Raw genomic sequence first — 21,054 nt, forward strand, 5'->3', positions numbered from 1 at the left:
TTGACGAGCGCCGTAGGCTTCGCGGTGCGAGACTGGGCGGATGCTGGCTGCACCGAAACCCGTCCCCGGCGACAGGATCGCCATCCTCTCACCCGCGTTCGCCGCTCCTGCGGTCGCGCCGGAGCTCCACGAGCAGGCGATGCGCCGGCTTCAGGACCTCACAGGGCTCGTGCCCGTCGAGTACGCGACGACGCGTCAGCTCGACGCGAGCCCCGAGGCCCGCGCGGCCGATGTGAACGCCGCATTCGCCGACCCGGGCATCCGGGCGATCCTCGCGACGATCGGCGGCGATGATCAGATCCTGGTGGTGCCGCACCTCGACGCCGCGCTCGCGCAGGCCGACCCCAAGCCCTTCCTCGGGTACAGCGACAACACGAACATCCTGAACTGGCTCTGGGGTCTCGGCATCCGCAGCTACCACGGCGGGTCCACCGCGGTGCATCTCGGCCCCGGTCCCGCAGTCGACGACGTGCATCTGCGGTCACTGCGCGCGGCGCTGCTCGACGGCGGCACGGTCGAGATCACGGAACCCGGCGAGTCGGAGGACAACGGGCGGCGCTGGGCGGATCCCCTCGCACTCTCGGAGTACGGCGACCGTGTCCCGACCGGGGACTGGGTATGGTCGGGCCCGGCTGCGCGGGTCGAGGGACGCACGTGGGGCGGATGCCTCGAATCCATCGACGGGCTCGCACTCGCCGACCGGCTGCCGACCGCCTACGACCTGCGCGGCGGCATCCTGATGTTGGAGACGAGCGAGGAGCGCCCGCCCGCGAGCTGGGTCGGCCGGTGGATGCGGGGACTGGGCGAACGCGGGATCCTCGCTGCCGTCGCGGGTGTCGTCGTCGCGCGTCCGCCCGTGAGCGACTTCGAGTTCCTGCCGTCACGCCACGAGGCCGATGGCCTTCGTGCGGCGCAGCGAGATGTCGTGATCGAGGCGGTCGCCCGCTACAACCCGGATGCCGTGGTCTGCGTCGGTGTGCCGTTCGGCCATACTCGTCCGCAGTGGATCCTGCCGTACGGCGGGACCATGGCCCTCGACGGCGCCGCGCGCTCGGTCACGGCCTCGTACTGAGCCTCGGCGCGAAGCAGTTCGAATAGCGCGAATGGCTGCATCTCGACGCGAGATGCAGCCATTCAGGCGATTCGAACGTCGACGTCAGAGTTCGACGGCAGCCGCGACGCCGAGATCGGCGTCGTAGTCGTTGTCCTTGGTCTCCTTCGAGAGCAGGAGCGCGATGAAGGTCAGCACGCCCATCGCCGAGAGGTAGAGGCCGACGAGCCAGGGAGCGCCGTCACCGAGCTCCCAGAGCCACAGGGCGATGAGCGGTGCCACGGCCGCGCCGAGGATCGACGACACGTTGTAGGAGATCGCGGAGCCCGTGTAGCGGACGTTGGTGGGGAAGAGCTCCGGCAGCAGCGCGCCCATCGGGCCGAACGTCGCGCCCATGAGCATGAAGCCGAACACGAGGAACGCCTGTGCCAGCGCACCGGTGAACTTCGGGTCCATCGCCGGGAGCAGGAAGGCGTTGAACGTGAAGCCGAACACGATGATGAGCCCGGTGACCCACAGCAGCAGCTTGCGACGACCGATCGCATCCGCGATCGGTCCGGAGAGCAGCGTGAAGATGCCGAAGAACACGACGCCCACGATCTGCATGAGCACGAAGTCCGTGTAGCCGAAGCCCAGCCCCGGATAGAACTGCGCCGCGAAGGCTGATGCGTCGAAGTCCTTGCCCGTCGCCTCGGCGGCCGCCTGTGCGGCAGCGGATGCGGCCTCGAGTGTGGCCGGCTTCGTACCGTACGCGAGGGTGAAGTTCGTCATGAGGTAGAAGAGGACGTACGTCGCCAGCATGATGAACGTGCCGAGGATCAGCTGCTTCCAGTGATGACGGAAGACGGTCGCCAGCGGCAGCTTGCGGATCGCGCCCTTCTTCTCGGCCTTCTTGAACGTGTCGGACTCGACGAGCTTGAGCCTGACCCACAGGCCGATGATGACCATCACCGCCGAGAACAGGAACGGGATGCGCCAGCCCCACGACAGGAACGCCTCGGACTTGAGGGCCGGGTTCTCGGCGTGCGGCAGCAGCCAGTTGATTCCGAGGAACAGGAAGTTGGCGATGATGAAGCCCAGCGGTGCGCCGAGCTGCGGGAACGTGCCGTACCAGGCGCGCTTGCCGGCCGGGGCGTTCTCGGTGGCGACGAGTGCCGCGCCCGACCACTCACCACCGAGCGCGAAGCCCTGCGCCAGACGCATGATCAGCAGCAGGAGCGCTGCCCACCAGCCGATCTGCTGGAACGTGGGGAGCAGGCCGATGATGAAGGTCGCGATGCCCATCGTGAGCAACGAGGCGACGAGCGTGGCCTTGCGTCCGAACTTGTCGCCGAAGTGGCCGAAGACGACCGCACCGATCGGGCGGGCGACCATCGCGGCGCCGAAGACGGCGAACGACGAGAGCAGCGACGTCGTGTCGTTGCCGGTCGGGAAGAACAGCACCGGGAAGACGAGAACCGCCGCGGTCGCGTACGCGTAGAAGTCGTAGAACTCGATCGTGGTGCCGACGAGGCTCGCCGTGATGACGCGCGAGCGCGGATTCGCGGGCGCTGTGGTCGTACTCATACTGCTCCTTCGTTCCGAGTGCCCGGTATACCAAGGCACCGAGAGATCTTACGCCTTCCTGAGCGTTTGCTGTGTACGTGTGACGGCGGTCCGGGGCACGTCGTGCGTAGAGTCGGAGCGGATGCGGGACCGCTGCGAGATCGGAGGGATCATGACGACGAGACTTCTGCTGCTCGCAGACACGCACGTGCCGGCTCGTGCCAAGCGGCTGCCGGATGCCGCGCTGCGAGCGGTCGACGACGCCGAGATCGTCGTGCATGCGGGCGATTGGATCGATGTCGCGACGCTGGATCTGCTCGAGTCCCGGTCGCGGGTGCTCGTGGGCGTCTACGGGAACAACGACGGGCCGGCGCTGCGAGACAGACTGCCCGAGATCGCGCGTCTGACGGTCGAGCGCGTCGAGGTCGCCGTGGTGCATGAGACCGGTCCGAAGCTGCGGCGCGAGGAACGCATGGACGAGGCCTTCCCGGGCGTCGACCTGCTCGTGTTCGGGCACTCCCACATCCCGTGGGACACCGTCGCCCCGTCCGGGATGCGGCTGCTCAATCCCGGTTCGCCCACCGACCGCCGTCGTCAGCCGGTGTGCACGATGATGACGGTCGTGATCGACGGCGGTCGGATCGACGCAACTCTGGTGCCGATCGAATGACCGCTGCATCTCGCGCGGGCGAAGACGTCGAGGTTCCCGCGGTGTACCGCGCCCCGATGCGATCGCGCGATGACCGGGTGCGCGGGGGGCTCGCGGTCGAGCGTGCACTGCAGACCGGGGTCTGCGGAGTGGGAGGACGACTCGATCGCATCCCGGACTCGCCGGCCGATGCGCTCGCCGCAGTCGATGCCGTCTTCGGCGAGCGGATGGCACGCCGTTTGGAGAGGTTCGTCTCCGCCTCCGAAGGTTCCTTCGTCTGGACGCGCGACGCCGACGGGTTCCTGTGGCTGGGACGGATCACAGGACCGTGGCGTTACGACGCCTCAGCCGAGGCCCGAGATGTCGACCTCGTGCACGTGCGCGCGTGCGACTGGCTCGATCTCCCGGTCGAGGCCTCTGCGGTGCCGCCCGGCGTGCACGAGACATTCGCGCGCGGCGGCCGCAACTGGCAGAGCATCACTCGTGCCGACGCCGCTCGCCTCACCGCAACCGTCTGGAAGTCTCGGACGGGCGGGTAGTGAGGCCGTTCACTCGGTCTGGTGCAGCGCGACGAGTATCTCGGCGTAACGGGTGAGGAAGGCGCGTTCGTCGAGTCGCTTACGACGGAGCCATGACGTGACCTCGTCGTTGCGCTTGCTCGCGTTGCACGACCCGCACGCCGGAACCACGTTCTCGACGGTGTACCGCCCGCCGCGCGAGATCGGCATCACACAATCGCGTTGCAGGGCGATGTCGCCCTCTCCGCAGTACGCGCATCCTCCCCAGGCCTCCCGCAGTGAGACCCACTGCTCGGCGGTGAGGTCGTTGTCGGCCCTCGCCACGCGGCCCTGACGTCGCTTCGCGTAGCGGGCGCGCGCAGCGGGCGTGGGGGTGGAGAACCTTCGACGCGGCACAGACACACGGTACCGGGCGGATGCCCGTCTCCGAGCTCTATTCCTCTGTGTCGCCGAGAGCGAGTGCCGAGACGAAGTCGGCGGTCGGATCGATCAGGTGCTCGAGCTCGAGCACCACGAGCCTGTTCGCCCCGGCGACGGTCGCGGGTGCGGGGACGAAGAGGGTGCGCTGCGGGCCGTTCCGCCAGTAACGCCCGAGGAAGAACCCGTTGACGAACGCGTAGCCCTTGCTCCATGACGCGGTGTCGAGGAAGAGATCTGCGGGGGAGTCGAGGTCGAACTCCGCGACCCACGCCGACGGATCTGTCGTCGCAGCGACCGACGACTCCGCGGCGCGGGAACCGATCTCCGCGGCCAGGGCGGCGACGTCGAGCGGTGTCGAGTGCCACCCGGTCAGCGGCAGGCCGTCGAGCTCAGGCGTGCCGATGAGCCCCTTCTCTTCGCCGAGCCGGTGATCGTAGTTCACACGGCCCTGCTCTTCGACGAGGATGCTGAGCGTCCGGCCGGCCGGAATCCGCAGCGCGCGGTCGTGCCGGGTACGGGAGAGCGTTCCGACGGGCTGGCCGTCGACACTGACCCAGGCGAGGTCTCGCACCTCGTCGAGCACCAGCTGACCGCCCCGGCCCTCGGGCAGAGGAACGTCGTAGCGAACGAGAGCGCTCAGGTGCTGCAGCTGATCGAACGTCGCCGGGGTCGCGGCGACGGACGCGTTCGCCGCGGCATCCGTCCATGCGCCTGCCGGACTCAGAGGTACCGAGAAGACGGGCGCGGGCTCGGCCGCGACCGGCAGCTCATCGGGCACTGGCGCATACTTCGCGATGACATCACGGAATGCGAAGAACTTCGCCGTCGGGTTTCCGGCCTCGTCGAGAGGGGCGTCGTAGTCGTACGAGGTGACGATGGGCAGATAGCGGCCCTTGTGGTTCGCGCCGTTCGTGAGACCGAAGTTGGTGCCGCCGTGGAACATGTAGATGTTGACCGATGCTCCGGCCGCGAGCAGCTCGTCGAGGTCGGCGGCCGCTGCGGCGACGTCGGTCGTGTGGTGCACGCCACCCCACCAGTCGAACCAGCCGTCCCAGAACTCCGAGCACATCAGGGGGCCGGTCGGCTGGTGGGTGCGCAGCGTGGCGAGGCGCTCGGCGCTGCGCGAGCCGAAGGATCCGGTCTTGTGCAGCTCGGGCAGGCTGCCATCTGCGAGCATCTGGTCGGTCGGCTGGTCGACGGTGGTGAGCGGGACGGTGATCCCCGACTCTCGGGTCAGGGCGACGAGGGCCTCGAGGTAGGCCTTGTCGGAGCCGTAGGCGCCGTATTCGTTCTCGATCTGCACGAGCACGACCGAGCCGCCGCGGTCGATCTGCCGCGGGGCGACGATCTCGTAGACGCGGCGCAGGTACTCGCTCACATCGGCGAGGTAGGTGGGCTCGGAGGAGCGCAGCTCGCGCTCGCCCGCGGTGAGCCAGTTCGGAAGACCGCCGTTGTGCCATTCGGCGCAGATGTACGGGCCGGGGCGGACGATCGCATCCATCCCCTCGGCCTGGATGAGGTCGAGGAATCGGCCGAGGTCGTTCCAGCCTGTGGCGTCCCACTCGCCGCGCCGCGGCTCGTGCGCGTTCCAGGCCACGTAGGTCTCGATCGTGTTGAGCCCCATCAGGCGGGCCTTGCGGATGCGGTCCTGCCACTGATCCGGGTGGATGCGGAAGTAGTGGAGGGCTCCGGCGATCACCTGGTGCGGGCGCCCTGCGCGGAGGAAGTCTGTCTCGCCGATGGAGAAGGAGATCACGATGAGGTGCTTTCGATGGGGAGGGCCGGACGGGGAGGAATCCCCGTCCGGCCCGGACGTGCGATTACTTGTTGACGGCGAAGCCCTGCGAGTTGCCGTACTCGACCAGGGCGTCCTGCCAGGTCGTGAGGCCCTCGTTCAGGTCGGTGCCGTTCTGGTACGACTGACCCACGGTGTCACCGAAGATGCTGTTGCCGTAGACCTGGTAGGGCAGGTAGCTCCAGCCCTCGACCACGTCGTCGGCCGCTGCGGCGAGGACCTCGTTGATCTTCTGGCCGCCGAAGTACTCGGGCGCGTCGGCGAGGAACTCCTCGCTCGACAGCTCGGCGGTCGTCGACGGGAATCCGCCGGACTCGAGGAACGTCGAGATGCTCTCCTCCGAGTTGTTCAGCCACCACAGGAATCCGGCGGCGAGTGCCGGGTTCTTGCTCTGCGTGGTCACGGCCTGGCCGCCGCCGCCGTTCTCCGCGGTCGCCGGGGTGCCGTCGTAGGTCGGCATCGGAGCGACGCGCCAGTCACCGGCACCGTCGGGGGCGCCCGTGATCAGGTTGCCCGGCATCCAGGCGCCGATCACGAGGGTCGCGAGGCTGCCGTCGCCGAGAGCGCGGAACCACTCGTCGCTCCAGCTGCCGTAGGGCGCGAGCAGGTCCTCCTCGACGAGGCGGTTCCAGTTCTCGGTCCACTTCTTCGATCCGTCGTCCTGCAGGTCGATCGTGACGTCGGTGCCCGACGTCTCGAACGGCTTGCCGCCGGCCTGCCAGATCATCGAGGTCGCGAAGCCGGCGTCGCCGGTGTCGTTCGTGATGTAGGCGTCGGGGTTCGCGGCGTGGATCGCCTTCGCCGCCTCGTAGTACTCGTCCCACGTGGTGGGTACGGTGACGCCGGCGGCGTCGAACACGGCCTTGTTGTAGAAGAGCGCCATGGGGCCGGAGTCCTGCGGGAGGCCGTAGATCGCGTCGCCGTCGGTGACGGAGTTCCAGGTCGAGGCGGTGTAGTCGTCCTCGAAGTCGGCGAAGCCGTACTGCGAGAGGTCGACGAAGGCATCCGTCAGCGCGAACTGCGGGAAGGCGTAGTACTCCATCTGCACGACGTCGGGGGCGCCGGAGCCCGCCTTGATGGCGTTCTGCAGCTTGGTGTACTCCTCGTTGTTGGTGCCCGCGTTGACCACGTTCACCTTGACGTTCGGGTACTCCTTCTCGAACGCCTCGACCTGAGCCTCGGCGGAGGGGGTCCACGACCAGTACGTGATCTCGCCGCCCTTCTCGAGAGCGGCCTCGACGGAGTCGAACGAGCCGTCGCCGGCAGCGCTGCCGCCGGAGCCGGAGTCGCCGGTGCTGCAGCCGGCCAGCGCCAGCGCTGCCACGGTTCCGGCCGCGAGCACCGTGAGGGTGCGCCGTGCGGCGGGTGAGGGAAGGTGCTTCATTGCTGTGTCCTTTCGGGGGTGCGGTCCAGCGTCGGACCGACAGGGGGCGGTGCGGAGGGTGCCGGAGGCTACTGCTTGACGCTTCCGGCGGTGAGACCTGACTGCCAGAACCTCTGCAGCAGCAGGAAGGCGATGACGATCGGGATGATGGTGAGGAGGGAGCCCATGATCACGAGGTTGTAGATCGGCTGAGATCCGGCGCCGATCGCCTGCGCGCTCCACTGGTTCAGGCCGACGGTGAGCGGGTACCAGGCCGGGTCGGAGAGCATGATCAGCGGCAGGAAGTAGTTGTTCCAGGTCGCGACGACCGTGAAGAGCGCGACGGTCACGATGCCGGGAGCGAGCAGCCTCATCGAGATCGTGAAGAAGGTGCGGAACTCACCGGCGCCGTCGATGCGGGCGGCCTCCAGCAGCTCGGTCGGCACCGACTCGGAGGCGAACACCCAGATCAGATACAGGCCGAACGGGCTGATCAGCGAGGGGATGATCACGGCCCACGGCGTGTTCGTGAGACCGAGCTCGCTGAACAGCAGGAAGGTCGGTACGGCGAGGGCGGTGCCGGGGACGGCGACGGCACCGAGGACGACGGCGAACACCGCGCGGCGGCCGGGGAAGCGGTACTTCGCCAGGCCGTAGCCCGCCATGGTGGCGAGCAGCGTCGCGCCGCCCGCGCCCACCACGACGTAGAGGAGGGTGTTGCCGAGCCAGCGCAGGAAGATGCCGTCCTGGTACGAGAACGTGGCCACGAGGTTGTCGAAGAACGCGAAGTCGTCGGAGAACCACAGACCGAACGAGCTGAAGAGCCCCGACTGCGTCTTCGTCGAGCTGAACAGCAGCCAGACGAGAGGCACGAGCGTGTACAGCGCGTACGCGACCATCACGATGAGCAGCGTCTTGGACTTGCGCGGGTTCATCAGGTCGTGGCGCTTCTTCGAGGGGCGAGCGAGGGGGAGTGCCATGTCAGCGCACCTCAGACTTCGAGCCGCGCAGCTGCACGACGTAGGCGATCACCGCGGTGATGACGCCCATGATGATGGCGATCGTCGCGGCGTAGTTGAACTGCTGTCCGGCGAACGAGAGGTTGTACGCGTACATGTTGGGTGTGAAGTACGTCGTGATCACATTCGGGGCCAGGGGGCGCAGGATGTTGGGCTCGTTGAAGAGCTGGAAGCTGCCGATGATCGAGAAGATCGTGGCGATGACAAGGGCACCGCGGACGTTGGGGATCTTGATCGAGAAGATCGTCCGCCACGCGCCGGCGCCGTCGAGGGATGCCGCCTCGTACATGTCGGTCGGGATCGTCTTCAGCGAGGAGTAGAAGATCAGCATGTTGTAGCCGACGAACTGCCACGTCACGATGTTTCCGATCGAGACCAGGATCCATTCGCGAGCGAACGGGGTGATGAGGTCGCTGCCGAGGAAGTCGTTGAAGTTCGACGTCAGACCGAACTGGTCGCCGTAGATGTATCCCCACATGAGCACGGCGACGACCGCCGGCACCGCGTACGGCAGGAAGATCAGGATGCGGAAGTACGAGGCTCCGCGCAGGCGTGCGCTGTCGAGGGCGAGAGCAGCGGCCAGCGCCAGGACGAGCATGATCGGCACCTGCACGACGAGGAACAGCACGACGCGGCCGAACGCCTCCCAGAACTGGGGGTCGGTGAGCGCGCGCACATAGTTGTCGAACCCCACGAACGCGGTGCCGCCGATCAGCTTCTCCTGGAAGAAGCTGAGATACAGCGCGTAGGCGAGAGGTGTCAGGAACACCAGCGCGAACACGACCATGAACGGGCCCACGAAGGCCCAGCCCTTCCAGTCGCGCTTCTCGCGCCGGCGGATGCCGTTGCCCGCAGGGATTGCGGAATCTTGAGTCGTCATTGACGAGAACCTTCTTAGAGATCGAGCGCTCATCGCGCCGTGTGTCAACGTCAACATATGCGATCCGCTGCTAGTGTGTCAACGTCAACATATGAATGGATGGTTGATCGTGACCCCGGAGCAGTCGGCAGAGCCGCCGCAGCGGCGGCGAGACCCGTCGATGGAAGACGTCGCGCGTGAGGCCGGCGTCTCCGGGCAGACCGTCTCCCGCGTCGTGAACGCCCGAGGCTACGTCGGGGCCGCGACCAGAGTCCGGGTCGAAGACGCCATGCAGCGGCTCGGCTACCGACCCAACAGCGCTGCTCGGGCACTGCGATCGGGCCGATTCCGCGCTATCGGGGTCATCATGTTCTCGTTCAGCTCTTACGGTAATCAGCGCACGCTCGACGCGATCGCCGTCCGCGCCTCGCAGATGGGATACGCGCTGACGCTGATCCCGGTCGAGTCGAGTGCGCGCGACACCGTGGCGGGGGCCTTCCGCCGTCTCGAAGAGCACGCGGTCGACGGCATCATCATCGTCATCGAGGCTCACCAGCTCGATGAGGCCGAGGTCGAGATCCCTGACGGGCTGCCCGTCGTGCTGGTCGACTCGAACCGCGGAGACGCGCATCCGTTCGTCGACACGGATCAGGCGCAGGGGGCCCGACTCGCGACCGAGCATCTACTCGACCTCGGGCACAGTACCGTGTGGCACATCGCGGGCCCGGCGAAGTCGTACTCGGCCGAGCGTCGACGCGAGTCGTGGCGGCAGACGCTCGAGTCCCGCGGGGTCGCCGCTCCCGATCCGCTGCAGGGCGACTGGTCAGCGGAGTCCGGCTATCGCGCGGGGCTCCGACTGCGCGACGATGACGGCGTCACGGCGGTGTTCGCGGCGAACGACCAGATGGCGATCGGTGTCGTCCGGGCGTTCCGTGAGGCCGGGCGCGACATCCCTGGAGATGTCAGCGTCGTCGGCTTCGACGGTCTGCCCGATGCCGCGCAGCTCTGGCCCCCGCTCACCACGGTGCAGCAGCATCCGGAACGCGTGGGCGCCTTGGCCGTCGATGCGCTGCTCGCCGAGCTCGACGGGGGAGAGCGCACTCAGACGCCCCTCGTGGGCACCGAGCTCGTGGTGCGCGAGAGCACGGCATCGCCGCGCCGCTGAATCAGAGCGGCTGGCCGTCGACGCGCGAGGATCACGTCTTCTCCGGGGCGTTCTCGTCGGCGCCTGTTCGTCGGCGGATCATCGCCTCTGCAGGGATGCCGCGCGAGAACAGTATCGACAGCAGGCTGATCGCTATCAGTCCCACGAACGCCACTCGCAGCGACGAGAGCTGCGAGGCGCGATAGATCCCGGCCAGTTCGGTCGCCTCGTCATCGGCGAGACCGGCGGCCTCGCCGAGACCGACCACGTCGGCCGCCGGGACCACCGTGACGCCGCGGTCCGTCGCCGCGCTCACAGTCGCGCGCACCTCCGCAGGAAGAGAGCTCGCGGCGACGCCGGACGCGAACGATGTGGAGAGCGCCCCGATCAGGAGCGAGCCGATCAGGGCAGTGCCGAGCGAGGATCCGAGGTTCTGGAACACGCCCTGCAGTCCGCCGGCCTCGCTCGTGTCCTTCTCGCTCACGCTCGACATGTTGACGTTGCCGAGCTGGGAGGCCAGAAGTCCCAGCGCGCTTCCCGTGAAGAACATGCCGACACCGAAAAGCACGCCACGCAGGTCCTCGGTCACGGAACCGAGCAGCAGCACAGCGCTGGCGACCAGCACCCACTGCCCTACGCGGACGATGCGGCGAGGCGACCAGCGCCGCGACAGGGCCGTGCCCACGATCGAGAACAGCACCAGGGCCACGGAGAGCGGGAAGATCTTGACGCCGGTCTCGAGCGCGTCCAGCCCGAGTGTCATCTGCAGGTACACCGGCACCATGAAGAACAACCCGGCGGTCACGGTGTACTGGGCGCCGAGCACGGAGAGACCGCTGCGCAGAGTGGTGATCGAGAAGAGATCCGGCTGCATCAGAGGCGATCGGCCGTCGCGCAGCAGTCGACGCTGCCACCGGATGAACAGCGCGATCAAGGCGGCTCCGAGACCGATGCACCATGTCGTCAGGGAGACTCCGAGGGGAGCGAGGGGAAGGCCTCCGATCTCGGGGGTGTGCAGCGGGATCACCCATCCCCAGGTCTTGCTCTGCAGCATTCCGAAGACGATCAGCACCAGACCCGCCGACGACAGGAGGACACTGCCGATGTCGATGCGGATCGCCTGCCGCGGCGTGGAATCCGTGATGATCCGCGCGCAGAGCACGACGCCGAGCATGATCACCACCTCGGCGGCGAACACGAACCTCCAGCTGGAGTAGGTGGTGACCGCGCCGCCGATCAGCGGGCCGGCGGCAACGGCGGCTCCCGAGACGGCGCCGATCACGGCGAAGGCGGTGACGCGCTCCCGCCCACGGTAGTTGTCGGCGACGAGCGCGGCGATCGCCGGGATCACCAGGACTGCGCCGAGCCCCTCGATGATCGACCAGCCGAGGAACAGAAAACCCACCGACGGACTCACCGCCGTGATCAGGGAGCCCACTGCATACACGCAGGAGCCGATCACGAAGGCGCGGCGTCGTCCCCACACATCGCCCAGTTTGGCTCCGAACAGCATGAACGCCGCCATCGTGAGCGTGTAGAACGTGATCGCCGCCTGCATCGCCGCCACCGAGGTGCCCAGGTCGCTCACGACCGTCGAGATCGACACGTTCATGACGGTGCCGTCGAGCACCATCACGAACTGCGCGGCCCCGAGCACGATCACGACATTCCACTTCTTCATGGCTGCTCCTCGGGTGCTGGCGCTGCTGCAGGCTCGTATGCGGGGCGTCGGGACCCGCGCATGATCCTGGCCACCGCGGTGATCAGGAACAGCTGTCCGGTGATCGCCTCTGCGACAGCGATCGCCTGGACGCCGGCGGAGCCTGGCACGATGTTGCCGTACCCGGTGGTGGTCAGTGTGGTGAACGAGAAGAAGAGCTGACTGGACAGAGAATCGACGGTGTCGTCTCCGAAGGTCGGTGCGACGGCGAGCAACGCGACCAGGTTGTAGGCGAGCGTGAAGAACATTCCGACGAGGACGTAGGCCGCCGTCGCGGCGAGCAGCGCCTCGATGTCCAAGCCCCGCCGTGTGACCTGATGCCGGATGATGGCCACCGGGGCGATGAGGAAGGCGACCATCGACGCCGTCGACAGGGCGACATCGAGGAGCTGACCCTCGGTGCCGAGCGCGGTCGTGATGATGGCGGCGACGCCCGCCGCAGCGAGGATCACCCACGCGACGCGCTGCACGCGCCGGTGCGCATGGGTGACCCGGAGCACGACGGCGACCGTGACGAGCTGCACGAGGAACGCCGGCGGACTCGGGTTGCTCGTGTCCTGGATCGCACACAGCGCGTAGGTCGCAACGAGCAGGGCGAGTACGAGCCAGTATCCGCTGCGCCATCCGGAGGCACCGCCCGTGCCGGGGGATCGAAGGCTCGGGTGCGCCGCGGTCACGGCGCTCTCCGGTTCCATGCTCAGACCTCGCCCCGCCCGTGCGCCGCCGGCAATCGACCCGACGCGAGCGCGGCGACGAGCGCGCGATGGTCCCGCTCGTTCTGGTCGGCGTAGGCCGCGGCGAAGTCGGAGATCGCCTCGTCGAACGCGGTCCCGCGCCCGATGTAGCCGGCGATCTCGACGCGATCGCCGGAGCGGGAGTGGGCCCGGGCGAGGGTCTCCCCGCAGATGCGGGCGTACAGGGCAGCGCCGCGCGCTGTCATCGTGTCCGGGTCGCTTCCGCCCTTGCCGTCCTGAAGCTGGCGGAGGTAGAAGTTTCGCTCCTGTCCGTCGAGACCGATGACCGACTGCCAGCCGAGGAAGATGTCGCTCGACGCCTGCATCAGACGCTGCCCTCTGACGACGCGTTCCCCGTGGGTTGCGAACTCGCTCGGTCCCAGAAAACGTTCGAGTACCGATTCCTGCGCCTCTTTCGCCTGCAGAAGAAGCGGATCGCGATCATCGCGCCCGCTGAGCAGAAGCACCCAGGCGCGAGTCCCCACGCTTCCGACCCCGACGACCTTGCGCGCCATGTGTCGATAGCGGTATTCCGCGATCGGATGCCGATCGCCGACCAGGGTCGCCCGATACTCGTCGAGGATCCGCCTCATGGTCACGACGTCGTCATCGACGGCGCCGGCGTCACGGAGGAGATCCTCCACGGGCACGATCAGCGGAGGTACGGCCGCGATGCGCAGCTCGCCGTCGATCACGCGGACGAGCTTGCGGAACGCCTTCCTGTGCACCCGGGTGCGTGCCTTCTCGATCACCGCGTCGAGGCGCTGCACCTCGTCATCGCCGGCGCGTTCGTCGCGGTGCTCCTGACGGATCCACCGCTGCGCGCGCTCTGCATCGAGTCGGTCGTACCAGGCGTCGAGCACCGTGGACTTCGCGGCCGCTCTGATCGCGGTCCGGTATCCGCGGGCGGCAGCGGCCACGCACTCGTGCTCGGCCTGGACGGTGAATCCTCGCTGTCGACAGGCCACGGCGAAGCTCGCCGCCAACCGCTTGACATCCCATTCGAAGGGACCGGGCAGTGTCTCGTCGAAGTCGTTGATGTCGAACGCAAGCGATCTCTCCGGAGTGCTGTAGAGACCGAAGTTCGAGAGGTGGGCGTCTCCGCAGAGCTGCGTGATGATCCCGGTGTGTGCGTGGGCCGCGAGATCCGATGCCATGAGCAGAGCCGCACCGCGGTAGAACGAGAGCGGCGATGCCGCCATTCGGGCATGGCGAACGGGTGTGAGCTCTCGAACCCGTGACTCCGACTGCTCCTCCAGCAGCGCGATCGGATCGGGGCGCTCTGAAGACGGCGACCAGACACCGAGCTGCGCCCGCGGCAGCCGCGCACGTGCCGCGCGGCCCGCCTCGCGTCTCGCACCGAACGGTCCCGTGTCCTCCGCGCGGCGGCCCCTGCCCATGCGGTTCTCCGTTCTCAGATGACGGTCGGACGAGAATTCGGCGCAAGTATCTCAGGGCGTGCACGGATGATCCAGCGGGGGATCATCCGAACAGGATGAGCCGCACCCTGCGCGATTCACGGGTCACACTGTGAGGGTGAGGCCAGTTCGGATTCGGCCCCACGCGACGCTACGGTGGCGGCATGACCGACCTGAGCATCGGCACCCTCACCGCCGACCCCACCGTGATCGCGAAGCTGGATGCGCGCAGATTCAACCGTCACACCTTCTGGTGCGGGCAGAGCGGCAGCGGCAAGACCTATGCGCTGGGAGTCGTGCTCGAACAGCTCCTGCTGCACACCGAGCTGCCCATGCTGGTCCTCGATCCGAACGCGGACTTCGTCAGGTTGGCGGAGACACGCGATGGCGCGCCCGTCGAACACTCGGATCGGATAGCCCAGACCGATATCCGCGTGTTCCGATCGGGGCATCAGGAGGGGGAGCGGCTGCACGTGCGTTACCTCGATCTGTCGCCGGCCGCGAAGGCGGCCGTGTTGCAGATCGACCCGATCGCGGATGCCGAGGAGTACAACGTCCTGCTGCACTGGTCCGTGAGCGCGACGGAGTTCGACACCGACAGGATGCTGCGGGAGTTCCGTGATTCGGGAGACCCGGCGCGCGTACGTCTGGCCAACCGTATGGAGAACCTCCAGGTCTTGGAGTGGGATCTGTGGTCCCGGGGAGCGCACTCCGTCGTCGACGTGATCGACGGGCGTCCGCGGGCGACGGTGCTCGACCTCGGAGGATTCGACCACCCGGCCGAGCCGAAGGTCGCAGCCCTCGCGGTTCTGGAGCAGCTCTGGGCGCGCCGGGAGAGCCGCCGGCCGATCCTCATCGTGATCGATGAGGCGCACAACCTCTGCTCGCCGGAACCGCGCACCGCGGTCGAGCGCGCACTCACCGAGCAGCTCGTGCAGATCGCGGCAGAAGGCCGCAAGTTCGGCCTCTGGCTGTTCCTCTCGACCCAGCGGCCGACCAAGATCCACCCGAACGTGCTCTCGCAGTGCGACAACCTCGGCCTGATGCGCGTCAATGCGCCGCGCGACATCGCCGAGCTGGCCGAGGTGTTCGGCTTCGTCGGCGAGGACGACATCCGCCGAGCGCAGGGATTCACACAGGGTCAGGCGCTCTTCGCCGGAGGGTTCATCGCGCAGCCGTCCTTCGTGCAGATGGGTGCGCGGCTGACAGAAGAGGCGGGCGGCGACGTCGTCGTGCCACTGCGTGAGTGACGCGGCGTGCGACGGAAAGCGTCAGCGCCAGATCACGGCGATGGCGGCGTTGACGGCCGTCAGAATGCCGACCAGCCAGAACATCGCGACGGGCACGGATCCGGACTTGCGCTGCTTCGCCGTGCCGATGCCGAGAAGCGCGCCGATCGCGAGCAGCACCACGAGCTTCGTGCCGATCTTGGCGTAGTTCATCTCGACGCCCTCGGGAAGGCCCCATGGGGCCGCGAGTGCGAGGCCGGCGATCGCGGCGATCGTCATGCCGATGCTCATCAGTCGGGTGAACTCGCGCTTCCCGCCGAACGCCTGCACTGCCCAGGCCCCGAACAGCACGGCGAAGCCGATGAGATGGACGAACAGAACGACGTGGCGCAGAGTCTCCATGCCTTCACGATACGAGCACGCGGGGCGTGCGCGCCAGCAAGGGCGCCCTGACCTCAGCCGCGCAGATCCCGCACGAGGAGGGCGGTGCGCAGCGCGGCATCCGCAGCCTCCGCGCCCTTGTCCTCCTTCGAGCCCTCGAGTCCTGCGCGGTCGAGGCCCTGCTTCTCGTCGTCGAGTGTGAGAACGCCGAAGCCGACCGGCTTGCCCGCATCGAGCGAGACGCGGGTGAGCCCGTCGGTCGTCGCCGCCGAGACGTACTCGAAGTGCGGGGTGCCGCCTCGGATGATCACGCCGAGGGCGACCACAGCGTCAGCTCCGCCCGCGAACGCGGCCTGCGCGGCGAGGGCGAGTTCGAACGACCCCGGCACGCGCACGAGCCGGTAGGCGGCATCCGCATCGTCGAGCACGCGCTGCGCGCCGGCGATCAGGCCGTCGGTGATGACGTCATGCCAGGTGCCGGCGACGATGACGACCTTGAGGCCGCGTCCGTCGATCTTCTCGGTCTTGGGTGCTCCTGCGCCGCTCATGAGTGATCCTTCTTTCCGTCGGCGAGAGCCTCTGCGAGCTCCGCCTCACCGATGATGTGACCCATCCGGTCACGTTTGGTCTCGAGGTACTGGTGGTTGTTCGGACCGACTCCGACGATCAGCGGAACCTGCTCGACGACGTCGAGGCCGAGGCTGCGCAGCTGGTTCACCTTGTCGGTGTTGTTCGTCAGCAGGCGCACCTTCGAGACCCCGAGGTCGGCGAGGATGCCGGCGGCGGCCGCGTAGTCGCGGGCATCCGCAGGGAGCCCGAGCGCGAGGTTGGCGTCGACCGTGTCGAGGCCCTCCTCCTGCAAACTGTAGGCACGGAGCTTGTTGATCAGGCCGATGCCCCGACCCTCGTGCCCGCGCATGTAGATGACGATGCCGCCGTCCTGCTCGATCGCGTCCAGGGCCGCATCCAGCTGCGGACCGCACTCGCATTTGAGGGAGCCGAACGCCTCACCCGTGAGGCACTCCGAATGCACCCGCACGAGAGCGGTCTCGCCCGGTTCTCCCGAGACGACCGCGATGTGGTCGGTCCCTGTGACCCGGTCCTTGTAGGCGAGGAAGCGGAAGGTGCCGTGCGTGGTGGGCACTGTCGCATCTGCGCGCAGGCTCACTCGGCGGCTGGCGCGTTCCGGTGCCCAGCCTGTGGGGTCGATCTCGTTGAGGTGGGCGATGAGCTGCTCGATCGTGATGACCGGCACCCCGTCGCGGGCGCCGAGCTCGATGAGACCCGGCAGGCGCATCATGCTGCCGTCTTCGGCGACGACCTCGGCGATCGCCCCGACCGGACGGAGTCCTGCGAGCTTCATCAGGTCGACGGCCGCCTCGGTGTGGCCGCTGCGCTCGCGCACGCCGCCGTCGACAGCGCGCAGGGGGAGGACGTGCCCGGGGCGGATGATGCTGGTCGCGGTCGATGCGGGGTTCGCCAGGACGTTCAGCGTGTGTGCGCGGTCGTGCGCGCTGATGCCGGTGGTGACGCCTTCCGCCGCGTCGACGCTCACCGTGTACGCGGTCGAGCGCGCATCTTCGGAGGCGGCGACCATCGGCGGCAGGTTCAGATTGTCGGCGAGGTCGGTCGGCATCGGCGCGCAGATGAAGCCGGACGACCAGCGAACAGTCCAGGCGACCCACTCTGGCGTCGCGAGCTCGGCCGAGAGGATGACGTCGCCTTCGTTCTCGCGGTTCTCGTCGTCCGCGACGAGCACGGGGCGCCCGGCGCGAAGGGCCTCGAGGGCCTCGGGGATGGTGGAAAGGCTCATCGCGAGCCTCCTTCCGGTGCTGCCCGGAACGCGAGAAGGCGTTCGACATGGCGGGCGAGGATGTCGGTCTCGAGGTTCACGCGGTCGCCGATCGCTCGGGATCCGAGGGTGGTGGCGGCGAGGGTCTCGGGGATCAGCGAGATCTCGAACCAGTGGTTCGCCGCATCCGCGGGGCTCACGGCGCTCACGGTGAGAGATGTGCCGTCGACAGAGATCGAGCCCTTGTCGACCACGAGCGGGGCGAGATCGTCGGGCAGTGCGATGCGCAGCACGCTCCACTGCTCGCCAGGCCGCACGTCGATGACACTGCCGACGCCGTCGACGTGCCCCTGCACGATGTGACCGCCGAGGCGCGCGCCGACCGGCATCGCCTTCTCGATGTTCACGCGCGTCCCGACGGATGCTCCGCCGAGGGCTGCGACGTCGAGCGTCTGCTTCATCACATCGGCGTCGAAGGTGTCGGGCGTCGAACCCACGACCGTCAGGCAGACTCCCGAGACGGCGATCGACTCGCCGTGGATCGCGTCCGAGGCGGCCTTCGGCGCGCGCACGGTCAGTCGCCACCCGTCTCCTGCGGGCGAGATCGCGGTGATCTCCCCGATCTCCTCGATGATTCCGGTGAACATCAGGCGACTCCTTCTTCGAGGTCGAGCACGGGGGTGGCGATCGCGAGCAGGTCGGCGCCGAGCGGCAGCCACTCCTCGACCGTCAGACGGTGGGCGGCGTCGATCGTGGCGACGCCGATGTCGGTCAGTGCGAGCCGGTCGCCGCCGATCAGCACCGGCGCGATGTAGGCGAGCACCCGATCGACGAGGCCCTGCGCGATGAACGCGCTCGCGAGAGTGGGGCCGCCTTCGACGAACACGCTCTGGATGCCGCGCGCGTGCAGATCCGCGAGCACGGTGTGCAGATCGTGCGTGTCGTAGAAGAGCGGCGTCTGCGGATGCCGACGGATCGCGGCCGCGTCGGGGGTGGGCCTCGAGCCGATCACGACCGGGACCGGCTGCGTCTCGTAGAGTGCCTCACCGTCGCGCGCCGTCAGGGAGGGATCGTCGGCGAGCACGGTTCCGGTGCCGACGGCGATCGCATCGGCCGCCGCTCGGCGTCGGTGCACGTCGGTGCGGGCCTCGGGACCGGTGATCCACTGGCTGGAGCCGTCGGATGCCGCGGCGCGGCCGTCGAGCGACTGAGCCCATTTCACGGTGACGTGCGGCCGACCCAGCCGCTGGGCGGTGAGCCAGCCGTCGATGAGCCCGTGGGCGACATCGGCCTGCTCGCCGGCGTCGACGCTCACTCCCGCGGCGCGCAGGCGCTCGGCGCCGCCGCCCGACAGTGCGCCGGGATCGTCGAGGGCGTAGACGACTCGCGCGACGCCCGCCTCGATGAGCGCGACTGCGCAGGGTCCTGTGCGTCCCGTGTGGTTGCAGGGCTCCAGGGTGACGATCGCGGTAGCGCCTCGTGCCGCGCCCGGCGCGAGTTTCGAGAGCGCATCGACCTCGGCGTGAGGGGTGCCGGCACCGTGGTGCCACCCTTCGGCGAGGACAGCCCCGTCGGAGTCGAGGATGACCGCTCCGACCTGCGGGTTCACTCCGCGCGGGCCGAGGGCTGCGAGTTCGAGCGCACGGGTCATCGCCCGGCGTTCCGTCTCGTTCACTGCCATCCGTGGTCCTCTCTGAGGCTCCGGGGGTTCTCCTCGTGAGGAGACACAGGCAGAACGCGCGCACGGCGGCGCACCGTGCTGCCTCCCTTCCGGACTAGCGAGGCTGGGCCTCGCACCACCGTCGGTCCCGGAATTCCACCGGATCGGCACCTCGGAGAACCGAGACGCTCGCGGACTGTCACCGCCGGTTCGGATTCTCACCGACCCCGGAGCACGTTGATGCTCTGAGTGTACTCAACGCGTCTGGGGACATTTCATTCCGCGTCGAATTGCTACTTCAGCAGCCGTGACAGGCGGCGGTCGGCGAGCGGCTTGCCCCCGGTCTGACAGGTAGGGCAGTACTCGAGAGAGCGGTCGGCGAAGAAGACGCTGCGCACGGTGTCTCCGCACACGGGGCAGGCTTCGCCCCGGCGGGCGTGCACCTGCATGCCTCGGCGCTTCGCGTCCTTCAGATCGGCCGGGGGTTTGCCCGACGCCTCGGCGACGGCATCCGTCAGCGTCGTCTGCATCGCCGCGAACAGTCGGTCGACCTCGTCGTCGCCGAGCTTGTCGGCGATCGCGTAGGGAGACATGCGAGCCGCGTGCAGGATCTCGTCGGAGTAGGCGTTGCCGATCCCGGCGATGATGCTCTGATCGCGCAGCAGACCCTTGATCTGCGTGCGCCGCCCGTCGAGCAGGCTGCTGAAGACCTCCCGTGTGAAGGCCGATTCGAGCGGATCGGGGCCGAGCCGGGCGATTCCCGGGACCTCCTGCGGATCGCACACCACGTATACGGCGAGGGACTTCTTGGTACCGGCTTCGGTGAGGTCGAACCCGCTCTCGTCGTCGAGTGCGACCCGCAGCGCGATCGGCGACTTGCCCGGCTTGATCAGAGTCGTCGGCAGAGTCTCGTACCAGCGCAGCCACCCGGCCTTGGCCAGATGGAAGACGAGATGCAGGTCGGCGCCGCAGGAGAGCACGATGAACTTGCCCTGCCGCGACGCGGCGGTGATCTGGGCACCGTGCAGCGCGGTGTTCGGCGGATCGTAGGTCTTCAGCGCGGCGATCGCTCCCACGGCCGTACGGATGATCGTGCTCCCCACGGCGCGCTCCGTCAGGAACGTGGTCAGGCCCTGGACTTCCGGCATCTCAGGCATGGGCTCATCCTGCCATCGACGACCGACACCGGACTAGAGGATGGGCCACTCCACAGGCGTGCGGTCGTCTGACGCGAGGAGTCCACCGAACCAGCCGTCGTCGCGACCGCGATCGCTGGTGAGGGCCTGGCGCGCGAACCCTTCGTACCGGAATCCGAGCGCCCGCGCCGCGCGCGCCGACGGGACGTTGCCCGCGACAGCGCGCCAGCCGAGCCGTGCGAGCCCGAGCTCGCCGAAGCCCCAGTCGACGACGGCCCGCGCGGCCTCGACGAGATAGCCGTTGCCGCGGGCGGCGGCGGTGACCCAGTATCCGATCTCGGCATGCCCGCCGGTGTGGTGCTCGACGATGTGGTGCAGGCCGATCGAGGCGACCAGCTCGCCGTCACGGTACGCGCACCAGATCGTCTGGCTGCCGTCCGCCCACCATTCGCCGATCAGACGGACGTACCCTTCACCGTGCTCACGGGTGTACGGGCTCGGCACGGTGGTCCATCGAGGGATCTCCGGGTCCTGACAGGCCGCGGTGATCGCGTCGATGTCGGACTCGTCGGGCACGTGCAGGACGAGGCGCTCGGTGGTGAGAGTGACCGGTTCCATCCC

Annotated in this window: 21 protein-coding genes; 5 read left to right on the plus strand and 16 right to left on the minus strand. The window is 68.2% G+C overall.

All coding sequences use genetic code 11. From position 1 onward, the window contains the following. Window positions 1–40 precede the first annotated feature (40 nt). Entirely contained in the window at window positions 41–1,072 is a 1,032-nt protein-coding gene (locus RQG77_RS00840) for an LD-carboxypeptidase (protein WP_311243004.1), read from the plus strand. 84 nt (window positions 1,073–1,156) lie between these two features. On the opposite strand, the gene RQG77_RS00845 is transcribed toward RQG77_RS00840, so the two are convergent. Then, window positions 1,157–2,617 carry an MFS transporter gene (locus tag RQG77_RS00845; RefSeq protein ID WP_311243005.1) on the minus strand — a complete coding sequence of 487 codons (1,461 nt, stop codon included), beginning with the start codon at window positions 2,615–2,617 and terminating at the stop codon, window positions 1,157–1,159. A gap of 151 nt (window positions 2,618–2,768) precedes the next feature. Here RQG77_RS00845 and RQG77_RS00850 point away from each other — a divergent pair, with 151 nt between their 5' ends. Both RQG77_RS00850 and RQG77_RS00855 read left to right on the plus strand, forming a co-directional pair. Further along, window positions 2,769–3,266, plus strand: a complete 498-nt coding sequence (locus RQG77_RS00850) for a metallophosphoesterase (protein ID WP_311243006.1) — start codon at window positions 2,769–2,771, stop codon at window positions 3,264–3,266. Continuing rightward, a complete protein-coding gene (locus tag RQG77_RS00855; protein WP_311243007.1) occupies window positions 3,263–3,784 on the plus strand; it encodes a GAF domain-containing protein in 522 nt (173 codons plus the stop codon). Before RQG77_RS00850 ends, RQG77_RS00855 begins: the two co-directional genes overlap by 4 nt. 9 nt (window positions 3,785–3,793) lie before the next feature. Here the strand turns inward: RQG77_RS00855 and RQG77_RS00860 are convergent, their stop codons facing one another. From RQG77_RS00860 to RQG77_RS00880, 5 genes are all read right to left on the minus strand, one after another. Then, window positions 3,794–4,159 carry an HNH endonuclease signature motif containing protein gene (locus RQG77_RS00860; protein WP_311243008.1) on the minus strand — a complete coding sequence of 122 codons (366 nt, stop codon included), beginning with the start codon at window positions 4,157–4,159 and terminating at the stop codon, window positions 3,794–3,796. Between the two features lie 37 nt (window positions 4,160–4,196). Then, window positions 4,197–5,939, minus strand: coding sequence for a beta-galactosidase (locus RQG77_RS00865; protein ID WP_311243009.1), 1,743 nt, complete (start codon window positions 5,937–5,939; stop codon window positions 4,197–4,199). 64 nt (window positions 5,940–6,003) lie between these two features. After that, the gene (locus tag RQG77_RS00870; protein ID WP_311243010.1) at window positions 6,004–7,362 is read right to left on the minus strand and encodes a sugar ABC transporter substrate-binding protein; all 1,359 of its coding nucleotides are present in this window, start codon (window positions 7,360–7,362) and stop codon (window positions 6,004–6,006) included. A gap of 68 nt (window positions 7,363–7,430) precedes the next feature. Continuing rightward, window positions 7,431–8,276: a carbohydrate ABC transporter permease gene (locus tag RQG77_RS00875; protein WP_311243454.1), complete on the minus strand. Its 846-nt coding sequence runs from the start codon at window positions 8,274–8,276 to the stop codon at window positions 7,431–7,433. A 46-nt stretch (window positions 8,277–8,322) separates the two neighbouring features. After that, window positions 8,323–9,240 carry a sugar ABC transporter permease gene (locus RQG77_RS00880; protein ID WP_311243011.1) on the minus strand — a complete coding sequence of 306 codons (918 nt, stop codon included), beginning with the start codon at window positions 9,238–9,240 and terminating at the stop codon, window positions 8,323–8,325. A gap of 160 nt (window positions 9,241–9,400) precedes the next feature. Between RQG77_RS00880 and RQG77_RS00885 the strand changes: the two genes are divergently transcribed. Continuing rightward, window positions 9,401–10,384 carry a LacI family DNA-binding transcriptional regulator gene (locus RQG77_RS00885; protein WP_396653378.1) on the plus strand — a complete coding sequence of 328 codons (984 nt, stop codon included), beginning with the start codon at window positions 9,401–9,403 and terminating at the stop codon, window positions 10,382–10,384. Window positions 10,385–10,415: 31 nt separating this feature from the next. On the opposite strand, the gene RQG77_RS00890 is transcribed toward RQG77_RS00885, so the two are convergent. The 3 genes from RQG77_RS00890 to RQG77_RS00900 are packed head-to-tail and all read right to left on the minus strand — an operon-like array spanning window position 10,416 to window position 14,217. Then, the gene (locus RQG77_RS00890) at window positions 10,416–12,044 is read right to left on the minus strand and encodes an MFS transporter (protein ID WP_311243013.1); all 1,629 of its coding nucleotides are present in this window, start codon (window positions 12,042–12,044) and stop codon (window positions 10,416–10,418) included. Continuing rightward, a complete protein-coding gene (locus tag RQG77_RS00895; protein ID WP_311243014.1) occupies window positions 12,041–12,778 on the minus strand; it encodes an ion channel in 738 nt (245 codons plus the stop codon). Before RQG77_RS00895 ends, RQG77_RS00890 begins: the two co-directional genes overlap by 4 nt. A 2-nt stretch (window positions 12,779–12,780) precedes the next feature. After that, window positions 12,781–14,217, minus strand: coding sequence for a DUF2252 domain-containing protein (locus tag RQG77_RS00900; protein ID WP_311243015.1), 1,437 nt, complete (start codon window positions 14,215–14,217; stop codon window positions 12,781–12,783). Window positions 14,218–14,399: 182 nt separating this feature from the next. Here RQG77_RS00900 and RQG77_RS00905 point away from each other — a divergent pair, with 182 nt between their 5' ends. After that, window positions 14,400–15,485: an ATP-binding protein gene (locus tag RQG77_RS00905; protein ID WP_311243016.1), complete on the plus strand. Its 1,086-nt coding sequence runs from the start codon at window positions 14,400–14,402 to the stop codon at window positions 15,483–15,485. A 21-nt stretch (window positions 15,486–15,506) separates the two neighbouring features. Here the strand turns inward: RQG77_RS00905 and RQG77_RS00910 are convergent, their stop codons facing one another. The 7 genes from RQG77_RS00910 to RQG77_RS00940 all read right to left on the minus strand — a co-directional run bounded on the left by RQG77_RS00910 (window position 15,507) and on the right by RQG77_RS00940 (window position 21,051). Then, entirely contained in the window at window positions 15,507–15,866 is a 360-nt protein-coding gene (locus tag RQG77_RS00910) for a Fe-S protein (protein WP_311243017.1), read from the minus strand. A gap of 53 nt (window positions 15,867–15,919) precedes the next feature. After that, complete coding sequence (gene ribH, locus RQG77_RS00915) at window positions 15,920–16,393, minus strand: 6,7-dimethyl-8-ribityllumazine synthase (protein ID WP_056308824.1); 474 nt, start codon at window positions 16,391–16,393, stop codon at window positions 15,920–15,922. Then, complete coding sequence (locus tag RQG77_RS00920; protein WP_056308822.1) at window positions 16,390–17,658, minus strand: bifunctional 3,4-dihydroxy-2-butanone-4-phosphate synthase/GTP cyclohydrolase II; 1,269 nt, start codon at window positions 17,656–17,658, stop codon at window positions 16,390–16,392. Before RQG77_RS00920 ends, ribH begins: the two co-directional genes overlap by 4 nt. Further along, a complete protein-coding gene (locus RQG77_RS00925) occupies window positions 17,655–18,284 on the minus strand; it encodes a riboflavin synthase (protein ID WP_311243018.1) in 630 nt (209 codons plus the stop codon). The genes RQG77_RS00920 and RQG77_RS00925 overlap by 4 nt, the downstream gene beginning before the upstream one ends. Then, entirely contained in the window at window positions 18,284–19,318 is a 1,035-nt protein-coding gene (gene ribD / locus RQG77_RS00930; protein WP_311243019.1) for a bifunctional diaminohydroxyphosphoribosylaminopyrimidine deaminase/5-amino-6-(5-phosphoribosylamino)uracil reductase RibD, read from the minus strand. The genes RQG77_RS00925 and ribD overlap by 1 nt, the downstream gene beginning before the upstream one ends. Before the next feature lie 272 nt (window positions 19,319–19,590). Beyond that, window positions 19,591–20,454, minus strand: coding sequence for a DNA-formamidopyrimidine glycosylase family protein (locus tag RQG77_RS00935; protein WP_311243020.1), 864 nt, complete (start codon window positions 20,452–20,454; stop codon window positions 19,591–19,593). A gap of 33 nt (window positions 20,455–20,487) precedes the next feature. Continuing rightward, complete coding sequence (locus RQG77_RS00940) at window positions 20,488–21,051, minus strand: GNAT family protein (RefSeq protein ID WP_311243021.1); 564 nt, start codon at window positions 21,049–21,051, stop codon at window positions 20,488–20,490. Between the last annotated feature and the right edge of the window lie 3 nt (window positions 21,052–21,054).

Source organism: Microbacterium sp. WCS2018Hpa-23 (genome assembly GCF_031843845.1).
GTDB lineage: Bacteria > Actinomycetota > Actinomycetes > Actinomycetales > Microbacteriaceae > Microbacterium.

Bases quoted from the DNA above. Each gene is read 5' to 3' on its own strand.
- ribH (WP_056308824.1), bottom strand. From the start codon at position 16,393: ATGAGCGGCGCAGGAGCACCCAAGACCGAGAAGATCGACGGACGCGGC.
- RQG77_RS00870 (WP_311243010.1), bottom strand. From the start codon at position 7,362: ATGAAGCACCTTCCCTCACCCGCCGCACGGCGCACCCTCACGGTGCTC.
- RQG77_RS00935 (WP_311243020.1), bottom strand. From the start codon at position 20,454: ATGCCTGAGATGCCGGAAGTCCAGGGCCTGACCACGTTCCTGACGGAG.
- ribD (WP_311243019.1), bottom strand. From the start codon at position 19,318: ATGGCAGTGAACGAGACGGAACGCCGGGCGATGACCCGTGCGCTCGAA.
- RQG77_RS00855 (WP_311243007.1), top strand. From the start codon at position 3,263: ATGACCGCTGCATCTCGCGCGGGCGAAGACGTCGAGGTTCCCGCGGTG.
- RQG77_RS00920 (WP_056308822.1), bottom strand. From the start codon at position 17,658: ATGAGCCTTTCCACCATCCCCGAGGCCCTCGAGGCCCTTCGCGCCGGG.
- RQG77_RS00895 (WP_311243014.1), bottom strand. From the start codon at position 12,778: ATGGAACCGGAGAGCGCCGTGACCGCGGCGCACCCGAGCCTTCGATCC.
- RQG77_RS00880 (WP_311243011.1), bottom strand. From the start codon at position 9,240: ATGACGACTCAAGATTCCGCAATCCCTGCGGGCAACGGCATCCGCCGG.
- RQG77_RS00840 (WP_311243004.1), top strand. From the start codon at position 41: ATGCTGGCTGCACCGAAACCCGTCCCCGGCGACAGGATCGCCATCCTC.
- RQG77_RS00925 (WP_311243018.1), bottom strand. From the start codon at position 18,284: ATGTTCACCGGAATCATCGAGGAGATCGGGGAGATCACCGCGATCTCG.
- RQG77_RS00940 (WP_311243021.1), bottom strand. From the start codon at position 21,051: ATGGAACCGGTCACTCTCACCACCGAGCGCCTCGTCCTGCACGTGCCC.
- RQG77_RS00905 (WP_311243016.1), top strand. From the start codon at position 14,400: ATGACCGACCTGAGCATCGGCACCCTCACCGCCGACCCCACCGTGATC.
- RQG77_RS00910 (WP_311243017.1), bottom strand. From the start codon at position 15,866: ATGGAGACTCTGCGCCACGTCGTTCTGTTCGTCCATCTCATCGGCTTC.
- RQG77_RS00875 (WP_311243454.1), bottom strand. From the start codon at position 8,276: ATGAACCCGCGCAAGTCCAAGACGCTGCTCATCGTGATGGTCGCGTAC.
- RQG77_RS00890 (WP_311243013.1), bottom strand. From the start codon at position 12,044: ATGAAGAAGTGGAATGTCGTGATCGTGCTCGGGGCCGCGCAGTTCGTG.
- RQG77_RS00885 (WP_396653378.1), top strand. From the start codon at position 9,401: ATGGAAGACGTCGCGCGTGAGGCCGGCGTCTCCGGGCAGACCGTCTCC.
- RQG77_RS00850 (WP_311243006.1), top strand. From the start codon at position 2,769: ATGACGACGAGACTTCTGCTGCTCGCAGACACGCACGTGCCGGCTCGT.
- RQG77_RS00845 (WP_311243005.1), bottom strand. From the start codon at position 2,617: ATGAGTACGACCACAGCGCCCGCGAATCCGCGCTCGCGCGTCATCACG.
- RQG77_RS00900 (WP_311243015.1), bottom strand. From the start codon at position 14,217: ATGGGCAGGGGCCGCCGCGCGGAGGACACGGGACCGTTCGGTGCGAGA.